A 15,266-nucleotide genomic window follows, 5' to 3' on the forward strand; every position below is an offset into this window, starting at 1 on the left:
TTTGCTTCCACCATTAGAATTTATTATTCTTTTTTATCAAAAACCACCACAAATTGGAAAGAATATATTTTGACAATGCAGCCACCACGCCCCTAGACCCCGTGGTGTTGGAAGCAATGCTGCCGTATATGACAGAGAAGTTCGGCAATCCTTCATCTATCTATTCTTATGGAAGGGAAACAAGACTAGGTATTGAAAATGCGCGTAAAACAGTTGCCAAGCTCCTGAATGCGCATCCAGGTGAAATCTTCTTTACTTCCGGCGGTACAGAGAGCAGTAATACGGCTATCAACGCTGCGGTGAAAGACCTGGGTTGTAAACGCATTATCTCTTCCTCTATTGAGCACCATGCCACGCTGCATACCGTGGAGCATCTGCACCATCACGACGGTATAGCGTTGGATTTTGTGAGAATCCTTCCCAGCGGTCACGTTGACATGGAGCATCTCCGGGAGTTGCTCACCGCTTCGAAAGAAAAGTGCCTGGTAACGCTGATGCATGCCAACAACGAGATCGGCAACTTGCTGGATCTGCATGCCGTGGGTACTCTCTGTAAGGAGTTTGATGCAATCTTCCATTCAGATACTGTGCAGACGGTAGGTCACTATCCGTTTGATCTCCGTAATACGCCGGTTCATTTCATCACTGGTGCGGGTCATAAGTTTCATGGCCCTAAAGGTGTGGGGATCCTTTATATCAATGAAAATGTAAAGATCACGCCATACATCCAGGGAGGCAGCCAGGAGCGTAATATGCGCGCCGGCACCGAAAACCTGTATGGTATCATCGGTTTTGCCAAGGCGCTGGAACTGGCGGCGGCAAACTATGAGAAAGACAGCCAGCATATCGACGCGGTACGTCATTACATGGCGGACCAGCTGACTAAGCATATACCGGGCGTTATTTTTAACGGCGATCTGAATGGCCGCAGTTTGTATACCGTGCTGAATGTATCTTTCCCCAAGTCGGAGAAAAGTGAGATGATTCTGTTCAATCTGGATATTAACGGTATCTGTGCCTCCGGTGGCAGTGCCTGTACATCCGGGGCCAATGCGGGTTCTCACGTGATCCGTGCTATCAGCAGCAATCCAAATCAGATTGCGGTACGTTTTTCTTTCTGCAAGAATAATACGAAGGAAGAGGTAGACAAAGTGGTGGAGAAGTTAAAGGAGCTGATTTGATATTTGGGGATTTTCGGATTATCTGATGTAGGAATTTTATAAATGCAGCGAAGACCAACGTAGTTTTTAAAACAATTGTTGGTCTTCGCTGCATTTATAAAATTCCTACATCAGATAATCCGAAAATCCCCAAATATTAATGCATGAATTCTTTAATGTCCTGCATGATTCTCTTAGCAATGTTATCTGCGGTGGTTTCGTTCTGACTTTCCGCATAGATCCTGATGATAGGTTCTGTATTGGAGGTGCGGAGGTGTACCCAGTCTTTATCGAATTCTATTTTCAGACCGTCTTCGGTATTCACTGGCTGATTTTTGTATTTGCCTTTGATTTTTTCGAAGATGGTTTTAACGTCTACACCTTTGTCCAGCTCTATTTTGTTTTTGGAGATGAAGTAGTCGGGGTAGCTGTTACGCAGTGCTTTGATGTTTTTCTTGCTATGAGCAAGATGGCTCAGGAAAAGGCCGATACCGATCAGAGCGTCGCGGCCGTAGTGCAGATCCGGAACGATGATACCGCCGTTGCCTTCTCCGCCGATAACGGCTTTGGTTTCCTTCATTTTCTTTACTACGTTCACCTCACCTACAGCAGAAGGGTTGTAGCGTCCGCCATGTTTCAGCGTAACGTCCTTCAGTGCCTGTGTAGACGACATATTGGAAACGGTATTGCCTTTGCGTTTGCTTAGTACGTAGTCAGCAACGGCCACTAGTGTATATTCTTCACCAAACATGCTGCCGTCTTCGCATACGAAGCAGAGGCGGTCCACATCGGGATCTACGGCGATACCGAGATCAGCTTTGGACTTATTCACTTCATTGGAGAGTGCAGTGAGGTTTTCCGGAAGCGGCTCCGGATTATGGCTGAACTTACCGTTCACTTCAGGGAAGAGCACTTCTACTTCTGTCACGCCAAGTGCTTTCAGGAGTGGCGGTACAAAGATTGCGCCTGTTGAGTTAACAGCATCAACCACTACTTTGAAGTTACGCGCTTTGATAGCGGCTACATCCACAAGCGGGTAGTTCACTACCAGGTCGATATGTTTCTGCAGGTAGGAATCATCTGTGGTAGTGGCGCCAAGTTTGTTCACATCGGCGAAGTTGAAGTCTTCGCGTTCTGCGATGTCGAGCAGTGCGGCGCCATCTTCACCGGAGATGAATTCACCTTCTGCATTCAGCAGTTTCAGGGCGTTCCATTCTTTGGGGTTGTGACTTGCAGTGAGAATGATGCCACCTGCAGCCTTTTCCATTTTAACGGCAATTTCTACTGTCGGAGTAGTGGACAGACCCAGATCTACTATGTCTATTCCTAATCCGTTGAGGGTAGATACTACCAGGTTTTTCACCATTTCGCCGGAGATACGTCCGTCGCGGCCGAGTACTACTTTACGGTTGTCTGTATGCTGGCTCAGCCAGGTCCCGTAAGCTGCTGTAAACTTAACCACATCCAGTGGAGAAAGTCCTTCACCGGGCTTACCACCTATGGTTCCGCGTATGCCGGATATTGATTTGATCAGTGCCACAAGATTCGATTTTAAGGAAGGCAAATATAAAAAAATCTATCCCGGATTTCCTAATTAACAGTAGGTTGTGTTTGTGTCATTTCCCGGAAAGAGGCAGAGAGAGCAGCGGCGCGAAAGATTTTTATATTTTTTATAAGATAAAATTAAACATCGAAGTATTTTCTAATGCAAGGGCTTAATGGTCTTTGTCGCTTTGCTTCTTCTCCTCCTTTGCGAGAAACTCCTATATTTGCAGCTACGCTTTTAAAAAAACAGCTATACGTTGCATGCAATATTTTTGGAAGAATATACCCCGGTATATTCGTTATGTGCTCGTTCAGACGCTTTATCTCTTTTTGCTGATGGTGATGTTCAGGGCCATATTTTACCTGTTCTTCATGAAAACCAAAATAACAGACAGCGCTGTTATTGCCAAAGCATGGTATCTGGGGTTGAAGTTCGATATGCGGCTGGCGCTGATCCTGGTAATTCCTTTAGCGTTTACTGCTGTCATTGCCCGTAACCGCTTTTTCACCTCAAAGGCTATACGAAGAAGCGTCCTCACCTATATATTTATCGTATTCACGGCACTCACCTTATTATATATACTGGACCTCGGCAACTACGATTACCTGGGCCTCCGTCTGGATCCTTCTATTCTGCGGTTCCTGGCTAAAGGAGAGCGGGCCGACAATGCGCGCATGGTATGGCAAAGTTATCCGGTGGTACGCGGTTCCCTGGCCATCATAGTATTTATGTTCCTGGTGTACCGCCTGCAGGCGCGTACCTGGAGGCGTTTTGAAGCACAGCCACCGGTATACCTGCGTAACTGGCCTTTTACCGGTTATGTAGTTGCGCTCACGCTGCTGATAGCTGCCGGTATCTACGGCAACTTTGCGTACTTCCCACTACGTTGGAGCCAGGCCATGTTCACCCGTGACAATGGCGTCACCAGTCTGGGGCTCAATCCTATCCTGTATTTTGCGTCTAACTTCAGTGTGGAGGGAGATACATTTGATCTTAACGCAACAAAGGAATATTATCCTTATATATCTTCTTATCTTAAAACAGATACTACAGATGTAAATAATCTGAACTACGTTCGCACGGTGGCGGCCAATCCATCCAAGCCCAGACTTAACGTGGTTCTTGTGATGCTGGAATCTACCGGAGCGGCTGTTACCAGTATGTACGGCAATCCTATGCAGGCTACACCTAATATGAAACGGATAGCTGACAGCGGAATACTGTTCAAAAACTTTTATGTACCTGCCATCAGTACAGCCAAAACTGTGTTTGGCGTGACTACCGGGTTGCCGGATATCACTGCGGTAAGAACAGCCAGCCGTCATCCAAAGATGCTGGATCAGCGTATCATCATGGACCAGTTTAAAGGCTATGAGAAATTGTATCTGCTGGGAGGCAATACCAACTGGGCTAACATCCGCGCGGTGTTCACCAACAACGTGGAGGGGGTACGCATCTATGAGGAAGGAATGTATAAGTCTGCCAAGGCGGATGTATGGGGCATTTCGGATTATGACCTGATCACCGAATCCAGTGCTATCTTCAAAGCAGAGAATGATAAGAAACAACCGTTTGTGGCCTTCCTGCAACTGGCAGACAATCATCCGCCGTACACCACTACGCAGGGAGCCGGTGATTTCAAGAAACTGACGGAGAAAGATATTGACATGGAGAAATTCAAAAAATCCGGGTTTGTATCTATCGATCAGTTCAATGCATTGCGCTATGAGGACTATAATGTAGGGCACCTGATTGATATGGCGCGTAAGGACGGTTATCTTGATAATACGGTATTCATGTTCTTTGGCGACCATAACTGTATTCTCAATGCTTATAATTTTATGCCGCTGCCGGAATACGATATGGCTACCGGAGGGGTGCATGTGACTGCGTTTATGTACGGTCCGGGCCATATTGCCCCACAGGTTATTACCACGCCGGGAAGCCTGCTGGATATATACCCTACCATGGCCAGCCTGGCAGGTGTACCTTATAAGAATTATACCTTGGGTGTCGATCTGTTTGACACAGCGCGGCAGCAGAACAAGTATGTGTTTATGACCTATCTCCGCAATCAGCAGCCGTATTTCGCTGTGACCGGCGAGCGTTACCTGTATGAGATAAATATGAAAACACATGCCACCGCTTTGTATGATCTACAGGTTGATCCGTTGAAGAATATACAGGCACAACAGCCGGATACTGCAAAAAATCTGGATAATTTAACACGTGGGTTCTTTGAAAGCACGCGATATTTGATGTTTAATAATAAGAAAGGTTAGCGTTCAGTTTTTAGCTTTCAGGAGAAAGAAATATATTTTCGTACTGAAAGCTAAGGGTTTGAAGCTAAAAGCTATATTATGGAAATAGACAAGCAATGGTTTAAAGACTGGTTTAATTCTCCTTACTATCATCTCCTGTATAACAACAGGGATGAGAAGGAAGCAGCGGCTTTTATTGACAAGCTGTTGGCCTACCTGCACCCGGTTCCAGACGCGGAAATGCTGGATGTGGCCTGTGGAAAGGGCCGTCATGCAAAGTACCTGGCAGACAAGGGTTATAATGTAACCGGGATAGATCTTTCCATTGAAAGTATCACCATTGCTAAAAAGCTGGAGAATGATCATCTCAGCTTTTTCCAGCATGATATGCGCCTACCTTTCCGTGTCAATTATTTCGACGTGGTGTTTAATTTCTTTACCAGTTTCGGTTATTTTGATACGCAGCGTGACAATGACAATGCGTTGCGAACGTTGCGTAATGCGCTGAAACCCGGTGGCAGGCTGGTGCTTGATTACCTCAACAGCACCTACGTGGCGGAACACCTGATTGTGGATGAAGTGAAGGAAAAAGACGATGTGGTGTTTGACATTCGTCGTGAATACAAGGACAAAAAATTCCTGAAGCATATAGGTATACTCGATAAAGTACAGATGCGCAGAGCCGCCTTTAATGAAAGTGTGAATGCCTTTACCAGGGTTGATTTTGAGCAGATGTTCTCCAGGCAGGGGCTGACTATAACGGAAATTTTCGGTGATTATCACTTTAACAGCTATGATGAACAGCGTTCGCCGCGCCTTATTCTCATTGCGACAAAATCATAGCCATGCTTGAAAATATACTTAAAGGAGATCTGAGACTGTTCTTTCATATAAATGGACAATGGCACAATGTATGGCTGGATGTGATCATGCCGTTTCTGCGTGAGCCATATGTGTGGGCGCCACTGTACTTGTTCCTGGCTTTATTCGTGACTATCAACTTTGGCTGGAGAGGTTTGTTCTGGATCTTGTTCTTTCTGCTCTGTTTCGGGATGTCTGACCAGGCCAGTCTGTACCTCAAGGAAACGATAGGAAGGGTGCGGCCCTGCCGTGACCCTGTTGTATCGCATTTTGCCCGCGTGCTGGTGGTATATTGCCCTATGAGCGGGAGCTTTACTTCCAACCATGCGGCCAATCATTTTGCGCTGGCTACATTTTGTTTCTTAACTTTAAAATCATTTTTCGGCCGATATACCTGGTTATTTTTTGTATGGGCTGCATTGATAGCCTATGCGCAGGTGTATGTAGGTGTGCACTATCCGCTGGATATTACCGGCGGCGCGGTGCTGGGCCTTTTGATCGGGTTGCTGAGCGGCAGCTTTTTCCAACGCCGCATAAGACTGGAACCTGAAATAACATCATGAACTGGAGCTATTTAATACTCATACTACTGGCGACGCTTGCAGGAGGGCTTATCCCGATGCTGATGAAGCGTACGTACGCCAACCTTTCCATTTACCTGCTGGCCTTCACGGGAGCTTTTCTCTTTGGCATTATCATTATGCACTTGTTGCCGGAAGTGTACCACGAACTGGGTCACACTGCCGGTATCTATATTGTGCTGGGCTTCTTCCTGCAGGTGTTTCTGCAGCAGCTTTCACACGGTATGGAGCATGGGCATACGCATATACCGGGGGAGAACCACCATCATATTGCTGTGATGCCGTTACTGTTGGGCCTTTCGATCCATGCATTTATGGAGGGGCTACCGCTGGGATTCAAATATGATGATCAGTCGGCGCTACCGTCGCTGATGCTGGGCGTGGCGGCGCATAAAGTGCCGGAAGCGCTTACGCTCATGACTGTAATGATACATGCCCACAAAAAGAAGGCGGAGCTGTGGCGGATACTGTTTGTGTTTGCAGCTGTGACGCCGCTGGCGGCTATACTGGCGGCATGGATGGGCAACCGTTTTGAGGTAGTGTCGCAATACCTGTTGTATGTAGTGGCTTTGGTGATAGGCGCTTTCCTGCATATCTCCACCACTATCTTTTACGAAAGCGGCACCAAGCATCACGAACTCAGCGGGCGTAAGGTAATGGCTATTGCGGCGGGGCTGCTTTTGGCATTTCTTACCCTGATATTTGAATAATTTTTTATTTTTAGACTTTAAATCATGGAAGTCGTCATTATCCTCATCCTTATTTTATTGAACGGGTTGTTCTCAATGTCGGAGATTGCAATGATATCCGCACGCAAAAGCCGCCTTGAACACCTGGCCAATAGGGGGGATGAAAAAGCAAAAGCCGCACTGAAGCTGGCAAGCCAACCAGACACATTTCTCTCAACTGTACAGATAGGCATCACGCTCATCGGTATCCTTACCGGTATCTATTCTGGTGAAAGCATCAAAGTCCATGTCGTTAACTGGCTCAACCAGTTTGCATCCCTACAGCCTTACAGCAACCACCTTGCTACAGTCATCATTGTAATAGTTATTACCTTTTTCTCCATGGTGTTGGGGGAACTGGTTCCCAAGCGTATTGCAATGGCTAAACCTGAAGCCATAGCCAAAGTCATGGCGGGACCTATGCAGGTGTTGTCATGGATTACTTTCCCATTCATCTGGCTGCTGACCGCTACCAGTAACCTCATTGTAAAAATATTCAACCTGCAACCAAAGGATTCGCAGGTAACGGAGGAGGAAATTAAAGCGATTATCAATGAGGGGACACATTCCGGCGCTATTGAAGAGCAGGAGCAGGAGATTATTGAGCGTGTGTTTCACCTGGGAGACAGGAACATTACGTCTCTCATGACCTATCGTAATGATATTACCTGGATTGATATTAACGAAACGCCGGCTGATTATCAGCAGAAAATCCACAGCAGTCTGCATTCGGTATACCCGGTATGTGATGGAGAGATTGACAGTATCCGCGGGATTATCTCGATCAAAGACCTGTATGCTGTGGCCGGTAAATCCATGACACTTGCACAGATCATCAAGAAACCGTTATTTGTGCCGGAAAACAATACTGCTTACCAGGTACTGGAAAAGTTTAAGCAGACCCATGTTCATGCTGCTTTTATTGTTGATGAATATGGCACACTGTTGGGTATGATCACACTGAACGACATACTGGAAGCCATTGTGGGCGATATGCCGGAAACCGAGGAGCCCGATGATTATGAAATGGTGTTGAGAGAAGACGGTTCCTACATTGTAGATGCCCAGATACCATTCTACGATTTCCTTGCAGAATTTGATAAAGAAGACTGGATGAATGAATTCGACCAGGACTTTGACACGCTGGCAGGCTTTATCCTGCATCATCTTGAGCATATTCCGAAAACAGGTGAGAAGTTTACCTGGCGCGATTTTGAATTTGAAATAGTAGACATGGACGCTCACCGGATTGATAAAGTACTGGTTACGCCACCAGCCCAACCGGATGAAGAATAAGTGTACCCCCCAGGATGCCAACAAGTATTTACCGCATACGTAATTACCCGTAATTCGTATCAGCATTGATGGATTACTTTGAATAAATCCATCTTTGTACTATTTTTGAGCACTTTTTTCACATTAATAAATATTAAATATAACTGTAAATAAAATGGTTGAACTAGGAAGTAGGTCGCTGACGCTGGAACAGGTGTACAGGATCCTTTTCGGCGGGGAAGAGCTGGGATTGCAGGAAGCGGCATTACAGCAGGTGGAAGCGAGCTTTTTGTTTCTCAAGAGATTTTCTGCAAAAAAGCTGATTTATGGTATCAATACGGGCTTTGGCCCGATGGCACAGTACCGAATCAGCGATAGTGACACATTCCAGTTACAATACAACCTTATACGCAGTCATAGTTCCGGTTCTGGTAAATGTATGCCGCCGCTGCTCACGAAGGGGCTGATGATTGCCCGTCTGAGCAGTTTCATGCAGGCGCATTCCGGTATACATCCCGAAGTGGTTCATCTGCTGAAAGACCTGATTAATAAGAATGTTTATCCGTGCGTGTTTGAGCATGGCGGCGTGGGCGCCAGCGGCGACCTTGTGCAGCTGGCACATCTGGCGCTGGTACTGATCGGCGAAGGAGAAGTATGGTATGAAGATAAGATGCAGCCGACAGCTGAAGTATTTGCAAAATTAGGGCTGAAGCCTATCGGTATACATGTGAGAGAAGGGTTGGCTATTATCAACGGCACTTCCGCCATGACAGGCGTAGGATTGGTGAACCTGATAGAAGCAAAGAAACTGCTGGGTTGGTCTGTGATGCTTTCCGCTATGATTAATGAGATTGTGGAGGCGTTTGACGATCATCTTTCTGCAGAACTGAATGCTGTGAAGATGCACGAAGGCCAGAACAAAATAGCTGAGTGGATGCGTGGTATCCTCAGTGGCAGCAAAATGGTGCGACATCGTCCGGACCATCTTTATAAAGAGCTGGAAGAGGAGATCTTCAAGGATAAAGTACAGGAGTATTATTCCCTCCGCTGTGTACCGCAGATCCTCGGACCTGTGTATGACACGCTGGTACAGGCAGAAAAAGTGGTTGTGGATGAACTGAACTCTGTAAGCGATAACCCGGTGGTAGACCACCACAAAGAGAATGTATTCCACGGCGGTAATTTCCACGGGGATTATATCTCGCTGGAGATGGACAAGCTGAAAACGGCCATCACCAAGCTGTCTATGCTATCTGAGCGGCAGCTCAACTACCTGTTGAATGATAAGCTGAACCACAAGTTCCCGCCGTTTATGAACCTCGGTAAACTGGGCTTCAACTTCGGTATGCAGGGTGTGCAGTTCACGGCAACATCTACAGTGGCGGAGAACCAGACATTGTCTTTCCCGATGTATGTACACAGTATTCCCAATAACAATGACAACCAGGATATTGTGAGCATGGGATGCAATGCTGCGCTCATGACGAACAGGGTTATAGAAAATACGTTTGAAGTGCTGGCCATCCAGATGATGACAGTGTTACAGGCGGTAGACTATCTCAAATGCCAGGACAGGCTGGCGGCGCATACTCACAAGGTATACAGTGAAGTAAGGGCAATTTTCCCTAAATTTATTGATGACAGTCCCATGTATACAAAGGTGAGAAAGATCAAGGAATACCTGGTTAATAATGAACCGGTAAAGATCTGACCATTAGCTATAGCCAGGAAATCTATCTGTAATTTCTAACAGTAATCAGTAATCTCATGAAATGTGCCTTAGTAACAGGCGGGTCCAGAGGTATAGGCAGGGCAGTATGTATCAGATTAGCGGCGTTGGGATACCATGTTCTCATTAACTATAAAGGTAATGAAGCCGCTGCAAAGGAGACGCTGGAAGCGGTGACCGCAAAGGGTAGTACCGGCGAATTGCTGGCTTTCAATGTCGGTGATGCGGCGGATGTGCAGAACGTTTTGGGCGGCTGGATTGAGAATAACAAAGACAACCATATAGAAGTGCTGGTGAATAATGCAGGCGTGCGTGAAGATTCACTTATGTTCTGGATGACCGAAGCACAATGGAATAATGTACTTAACACCAGTCTGAATGGTTTTTACCATGTAACCAAGCAGGTACTGAATGGTATGTTGCTGAAGCGTTTTGGCCGCATCGTCAATATGGTATCGCTGTCTGGCCTCAAGGGGCTTCCGGGACAGGTGAACTATTCTGCTGCCAAAGCGGGCATGATTGGCGCCACCAAGGCGCTGGCACAGGAAGTGGCCAAACGCGGGGTAACCGTGAATGCCATTGCGCCAGGGTATATTAAAACTGATATGACTGCTGAGCTGAATGAAAAGGAGCTGGCTGCACAGGTGCCAATGAACCGCTTCGGTACGCCCGAAGAAGTAGCGGAAGCGGTGGCCTTCTTTGTTTCCAGGGGAGCAGGATATATTACAGGTGAGGTGCTTAATATTAATGGAGGCTTACACACCTGATTAAAGAATTTAACCGCAAAAATCTGCTGATGAACCGCGTAGTGATCACTGGAATGGGAATCTACTCTTGCATAGGTAAAAACATGCAGGAGGTGAAGGATTCATTGTATCAGGGGAAATCAGGCATTGTGCTGGACCCGGAGAGAAAAGTATTTGGCTACCGTTCCGGATTGACAGGATATGTGGAAAGACCTGAGCTGAAAGGTTTACTGGATCGCAGGGCCAGGCTGATGATGCCTGAACAGGCCGAATTTGCTTTTATGGCTACCCGCGAAGCATTGGCGCAGTCGGGTATTGACCAGGATTATATTGATAAGACACCGATAGGTCTTTTATACGGCAACGATAGTTCCGCAAAGCCTGTAGTTGAAGCTACAGACATTATGCGTGAAAAGAAGGATACTATGCTTGTGGGCTCCGGGTCTGTGTTTCAGACCATGAATTCTACTGTGAACATGAACCTGGCCACTATTTTCAAGCTACGTGGCGTGAATTTCACGGTGAGTGCAGCCTGCGCCAGCGGCTCGCACGCCATTGGCCTCGGCTATATGTTCATCAGGAATGGCATGCAGGACGCCGTGATCTGCGGCGGAGCACAGGAGGTGAACATTTATGCGATGGGTAACTTCGATGCTATCGCTGCTTTCTCTGTCAGAGAAGATGCTCCTACCAGGGCATCGCGGCCGTTTGACCGCGACCGCGACGGGCTGGTACCCAGCGGGGGCGCTGCCACAGTGATTCTGGAAAGCCTGGAATCTGCGCAACGCAGGGGCGCTACTATCCTTGGTGAAGTGCTCGGATATGGCTTTTCGTCCAATGGCGCTCATATCTCCAATCCTACAGTGGAGGGGCCTATGCGCTCTCTGGAGATAGCCCTGAAAGACGCGGGATTGCAGCCTTCAGATATTGAATACATTAACGCGCATGCTACCTCGACACCGGCTGGCGATGCCAGTGAAGCCCGTGCTATCCATGAGGTATTTGGTACATCCAATCCATATGTGAGCTCTACGAAGTCGATGACCGGCCATGAATGCTGGATGGCGGGGGCCAGCGAGATTGTGTACTCGATGCTGATGATGCAGAACGGTTTTATCGCGCCTAATATCAACCTGGAGAATCCGGATGAAGATGCGGCCAGATTAAATATCGTCACCAATACCATTAATAAAAATTTTAATATATTTTTGTCTAACTCTTTCGGCTTTGGCGGAACCAATTCATCGCTGATCGTACGGAAATGGCAAGGAAGTTGAGCAACGGATTGTTTTTTTTGTGATGATATTTTCCTGCGTGTTCCTTAAATCCGGGATTCACCGAAAAATACCTAAATAAAAAAATGATAACTTTGGAGTCTAAGTTCGGAATATATTCAGGTCAGAGCTGTCAAATATTTTATTGTAAACGACCTATATCTGATTCACACTTTAAATTATGGAGATCAAAGAAATTATAGCTGTTACTAACAGGTTTCTGGTGGAGGAGTTTGAAGCAAACCCCGAAGATATTACGCCTGAAGCGAACCTCAAATCCACGCTGGATCTTGACAGCCTGGACTATATTGATATGGTGGTGGTGATAGAAGACAATTTCGGCTTTAAGGTGAAGCCGGAGGATTTTCAGTCTATCGTTACATTCCAGGATTTTTATGATTATGTAACTGCTCGTGTTCAGCAAAAAGAACTGGTATAATGCCTTCCTGGGAGGGAAAGTCAAAAGGAAATAAGCTGGGGTACAGCATTTTTATCTTTATCCTCCGTTACGGAGGCGTTTATCCGGCTTATTTCCTGTTGAGATTTGTAGCCTTTTATTATTTCCTGTTTTCCTGGAGTTCTTCAAAACCCATCTACCATTATTTTCGTGACCGTATAGGATACAGCAGGTGGAAGTCGATCTTCAGCCTGTATCGTAACTACTATGTGTTTGGCCAGACGCTTATCGACAAGATAGTGGTGATGGCAGACATGGCCAACAAGTTTACCTTTCATTTCGACGGGGAGCACCATTTGCATGAAATGGTATCGGGGAAGCGCGGTGGTATTCTGCTGAGCGCTCATCTGGGTAACTGGGAAGTGGCAGGCCACTTGTTCACGCGTCTCGAAACCCGCATCAATATTGTCATGTTTGATGGTGAGCATCAGCGTATCAAAGATTATTTGTCGTCGGTAACGGGAGGGCGGAATATGAATATCATCGTGATAAAGGATGATATGTCTCACATTTATGCCATCAATGAAGCCTTGAGTAATCAGGAGCTGGTATGTATGCATGCCGACAGGTTCCTGCCGGGTAACAAGACCCTGACAGCATCATTATTGGGGCATGACGCACGTTTCCCGATGGGGCCATTCCTGCTGGCTGCCACCTTCCGGGTGCCGGTATGTCAGGTGTTCGCCTTCAAGGAATCGGCTACACATTATCACTTCTATGCTACGGAACCGCGTCAGTATAATGGGCGCCGTAACCAGGGTATAGAAACGGCGTTGCAGGACTTTGTAGTGCAACTCGAAGAAAAGATCCATCTTTATCCTGCCCAGTGGTTTAATTATTATGACTTTTGGGAATAAATCCGTGTTTTTACGCTTAATAATGTCAGATAATTCGACTTATTTCGTGTTTTACTATTAATAATATTTTTGTGCCGATGTTTATTCATACAGATGATATTACCACGTATATCCCGCAACGTGCTCCATTCGTAATGATCAGCGGTATTATGGAAGTGAACGGACCTGTAACCCGCACTGGTTTTCATATCCAGCCAGACAATATTTTTGTTGACAATGGCCATTTCATGGCGCCTGGTCTCATGGAAAATATAGCGCAGACGGCCGCCGCACGTATTGGTTATATTGCCCAACAGGAAAATGCGCCAGTGCCTTTGGGCTTTATCGGTGCAGTGAAGGACCTGGAGATATTTGAACTACCGCAGGCCGGGAAAACCATTGAGACTACTACGGAGATTGGCGGAGAAGTGTTCAATGCCACTATGGTTACCGGTAAAGTGATGTGTGATGGAAAAGTGATGGCACAGTGCGAAATGAAGATTTTCATCAATCCCTTTAAATAGTATTATATGAAACTCAGCAGATTTATCGCCCTGCCCATGATTGTCGCTGGCATGTTCGTCTCTACTGCACATGCACAGAAACTGAAAAGTTTCTTTGAAAACACCGATTCATCCTTTACCTGGCTGGGCGTGGATTTCACCCAGACCCGCCTCCTGGGGGACAACGCCGCCAATGCAGCTGATATCGTAGATCGTCATTTCATCGGTATCAATGATGTGGTGCTCAATGAACCCAAAAAATATGATATCGCCGGTGCATTCCATCGCAAGAGTGTTGCCAATGACCTCAGCGCAGTGAGCAAGCACAATGCTGCCACCAACAAGGAGAGCCTGAAGTCAGACAATTCTGCAGATGCTACACGCCTCAAACCAGAGGACATTGCCCGTCTTGTGAAGGCCTATGACTATGGTGGCAAAAAAGGTATTGGTGTGATTTTCTTCATGGAATCCATGAACAAATCAGAGAAAGAAGCCTCTATGTATGTAACCGTGGTGGACATGGCTACCCGCAATATGCTGATGACCGAGCGTATGACAGGCAAGGCTAAAGGCTTTGGATTCCGCAACTACTGGGCGTTCTCTGTGCATGATGTAATGGATGACGTTAGCTCCAACTACAAGAAGTGGAAAGAGAAATATGCAGAAGCCAAAGATCCGGAACCAGAACCAGCTCCTGCGCCTGCAAAGAAAGAAGTTAAAACAGCTGTTGCTGCCAAAGAAGTAAAGGAAGCAAAAAAGGCTAAAAAGAAGAGCTAGATATTTTGAGATTTGGTTATTTAGTTATTTTTTTATTTGATTTTCGAATTTTTGAGATTTTTGAATGTGAGAATCAAATAAACAAATAGCTAAATAACCAAATAAGAAAATTGAAATGACCGAAAGCACTACTATACAGGTAAAATTCAATGAAGCAGATTCGCTGGGCATAGTTTGGCATGGCCACTATGTACGGTATTTTGAGGACGGAAGGGAGGCTTTCGGTGAAAAATACGGTTTGCGTTATCTTGATATTCTCGCACAGGGATATATTGTACCCCTTGTGAATGTTCAATGCGATTTCAAACGTCCACTTCGTTACGGCGACAGGGTAACAATAGCGACCCGATATGTGGATGACATGGCGGCCAAAATAAAATTTGAGTATACGCTTACCAATCCTGTTACGGGAGAAGTGGTAGCGACAGGTTCCACGGTGCAGGTTTTCCTCGACAAGGAAACTTCCACCCTGCAGCTTATAACACCGCCTTTCTTCAGTGAATGGAAGAAGCGGTATATAGTGGGGTAACAA

Annotated in this window: 15 protein-coding genes; 14 read left to right on the forward strand and 1 reads right to left on the reverse strand. The window is 46.3% G+C overall.

What is annotated here, in order from left to right; genetic code table 11:
• Positions 1 to 53: 53 nt before the first annotated feature.
• Positions 54 to 1,181 carry a cysteine desulfurase family protein gene (locus tag VM802_RS22145; RefSeq protein WP_325534672.1) on the forward strand — a complete coding sequence of 376 codons (1,128 nt, stop codon included), beginning with the start codon at positions 54 to 56 and terminating at the stop codon, positions 1,179 to 1,181.
• A gap of 136 nt (positions 1,182 to 1,317) precedes the next feature.
• On the opposite strand, the gene glmM is transcribed toward VM802_RS22145, so the two are convergent.
• Entirely contained in the window at positions 1,318 to 2,700 is a 1,383-nt protein-coding gene (gene glmM, locus VM802_RS22150; RefSeq protein WP_325534674.1) for a phosphoglucosamine mutase, read from the reverse strand.
• A 266-nt stretch (positions 2,701 to 2,966) separates the two neighbouring features.
• On the opposite strand from glmM, the gene VM802_RS22155 reads away from it, so the two are divergent.
• The 13 genes from VM802_RS22155 to VM802_RS22215 all read left to right on the forward strand — a co-directional run bounded on the left by VM802_RS22155 (position 2,967) and on the right by VM802_RS22215 (position 15,263).
• The gene (locus VM802_RS22155) at positions 2,967 to 4,988 is read left to right on the forward strand and encodes an LTA synthase family protein (RefSeq protein WP_325534676.1); all 2,022 of its coding nucleotides are present in this window, start codon (positions 2,967 to 2,969) and stop codon (positions 4,986 to 4,988) included.
• A 78-nt stretch (positions 4,989 to 5,066) separates the two neighbouring features.
• The gene (locus tag VM802_RS22160) at positions 5,067 to 5,810 is read left to right on the forward strand and encodes a class I SAM-dependent methyltransferase (protein WP_325534678.1); all 744 of its coding nucleotides are present in this window, start codon (positions 5,067 to 5,069) and stop codon (positions 5,808 to 5,810) included.
• A gap of 2 nt (positions 5,811 to 5,812) precedes the next feature.
• The gene (locus VM802_RS22165; protein WP_325534680.1) at positions 5,813 to 6,391 is read left to right on the forward strand and encodes a phosphatase PAP2 family protein; all 579 of its coding nucleotides are present in this window, start codon (positions 5,813 to 5,815) and stop codon (positions 6,389 to 6,391) included.
• A complete protein-coding gene (locus VM802_RS22170) occupies positions 6,388 to 7,119 on the forward strand; it encodes a ZIP family metal transporter (RefSeq protein WP_325534682.1) in 732 nt (243 codons plus the stop codon). Before VM802_RS22165 ends, VM802_RS22170 begins: the two co-directional genes overlap by 4 nt.
• Before the next feature lie 24 nt (positions 7,120 to 7,143).
• Positions 7,144 to 8,433: a hemolysin family protein gene (locus VM802_RS22175; protein WP_325534684.1), complete on the forward strand. Its 1,290-nt coding sequence runs from the start codon at positions 7,144 to 7,146 to the stop codon at positions 8,431 to 8,433.
• A 154-nt stretch (positions 8,434 to 8,587) separates the two neighbouring features.
• Complete coding sequence (flxA, locus tag VM802_RS22180; RefSeq protein WP_325534686.1) at positions 8,588 to 10,123, forward strand: flexirubin biosynthesis tyrosine ammonia-lyase FlxA; 1,536 nt, start codon at positions 8,588 to 8,590, stop codon at positions 10,121 to 10,123.
• 56 nt (positions 10,124 to 10,179) lie between these two features.
• Entirely contained in the window at positions 10,180 to 10,908 is a 729-nt protein-coding gene (gene flxB, locus VM802_RS22185; protein WP_325534688.1) for a flexirubin biosynthesis SDR family reductase FlxB, read from the forward strand.
• A gap of 29 nt (positions 10,909 to 10,937) precedes the next feature.
• Positions 10,938 to 12,164: a beta-ketoacyl-[acyl-carrier-protein] synthase family protein gene (locus VM802_RS22190; RefSeq protein WP_325534690.1), complete on the forward strand. Its 1,227-nt coding sequence runs from the start codon at positions 10,938 to 10,940 to the stop codon at positions 12,162 to 12,164.
• A 178-nt stretch (positions 12,165 to 12,342) separates the two neighbouring features.
• Complete coding sequence (locus VM802_RS22195) at positions 12,343 to 12,600, forward strand: acyl carrier protein (RefSeq protein WP_325534692.1); 258 nt, start codon at positions 12,343 to 12,345, stop codon at positions 12,598 to 12,600.
• Positions 12,600 to 13,475, forward strand: coding sequence for a lysophospholipid acyltransferase family protein (locus tag VM802_RS22200; protein WP_325534694.1), 876 nt, complete (start codon positions 12,600 to 12,602; stop codon positions 13,473 to 13,475). The genes VM802_RS22195 and VM802_RS22200 overlap by 1 nt, the downstream gene beginning before the upstream one ends.
• A gap of 77 nt (positions 13,476 to 13,552) precedes the next feature.
• Entirely contained in the window at positions 13,553 to 13,978 is a 426-nt protein-coding gene (locus VM802_RS22205) for a hotdog family protein (protein WP_325534696.1), read from the forward strand.
• Between the two features lie 6 nt (positions 13,979 to 13,984).
• Entirely contained in the window at positions 13,985 to 14,734 is a 750-nt protein-coding gene (locus VM802_RS22210) for a hypothetical protein (protein ID WP_325534698.1), read from the forward strand.
• A gap of 115 nt (positions 14,735 to 14,849) precedes the next feature.
• The gene (locus tag VM802_RS22215; RefSeq protein ID WP_325534700.1) at positions 14,850 to 15,263 is read left to right on the forward strand and encodes an acyl-CoA thioesterase; all 414 of its coding nucleotides are present in this window, start codon (positions 14,850 to 14,852) and stop codon (positions 15,261 to 15,263) included.
• Positions 15,264 to 15,266: the final 3 nt, after the last annotated feature.

The organism is Chitinophaga sp. (genome assembly GCF_035538455.1).
Classification (GTDB): Bacteria; Bacteroidota; Bacteroidia; order Chitinophagales; family Chitinophagaceae; genus Chitinophaga.

Excerpts from the sequence above, each read along its gene's own strand:
- VM802_RS22155 (WP_325534676.1), top strand. The coding sequence starts at position 2,967 with ATGCAATATTTTTGGAAGAATATACCCCGGTATATTCGTTATGTGCTC.
- VM802_RS22160 (WP_325534678.1), top strand. The coding sequence starts at position 5,067 with ATGGAAATAGACAAGCAATGGTTTAAAGACTGGTTTAATTCTCCTTAC.
- VM802_RS22165 (WP_325534680.1), top strand. The coding sequence starts at position 5,813 with ATGCTTGAAAATATACTTAAAGGAGATCTGAGACTGTTCTTTCATATA.
- VM802_RS22170 (WP_325534682.1), top strand. The coding sequence starts at position 6,388 with ATGAACTGGAGCTATTTAATACTCATACTACTGGCGACGCTTGCAGGA.
- VM802_RS22175 (WP_325534684.1), top strand. The coding sequence starts at position 7,144 with ATGGAAGTCGTCATTATCCTCATCCTTATTTTATTGAACGGGTTGTTC.
- flxA (WP_325534686.1), top strand. The coding sequence starts at position 8,588 with ATGGTTGAACTAGGAAGTAGGTCGCTGACGCTGGAACAGGTGTACAGG.
- flxB (WP_325534688.1), top strand. The coding sequence starts at position 10,180 with ATGAAATGTGCCTTAGTAACAGGCGGGTCCAGAGGTATAGGCAGGGCA.
- VM802_RS22190 (WP_325534690.1), top strand. The coding sequence starts at position 10,938 with ATGAACCGCGTAGTGATCACTGGAATGGGAATCTACTCTTGCATAGGT.
- VM802_RS22195 (WP_325534692.1), top strand. The coding sequence starts at position 12,343 with ATGGAGATCAAAGAAATTATAGCTGTTACTAACAGGTTTCTGGTGGAG.
- VM802_RS22200 (WP_325534694.1), top strand. The coding sequence starts at position 12,600 with ATGCCTTCCTGGGAGGGAAAGTCAAAAGGAAATAAGCTGGGGTACAGC.
- VM802_RS22205 (WP_325534696.1), top strand. The coding sequence starts at position 13,553 with ATGTTTATTCATACAGATGATATTACCACGTATATCCCGCAACGTGCT.
- VM802_RS22210 (WP_325534698.1), top strand. The coding sequence starts at position 13,985 with ATGAAACTCAGCAGATTTATCGCCCTGCCCATGATTGTCGCTGGCATG.
- VM802_RS22215 (WP_325534700.1), top strand. The coding sequence starts at position 14,850 with ATGACCGAAAGCACTACTATACAGGTAAAATTCAATGAAGCAGATTCG.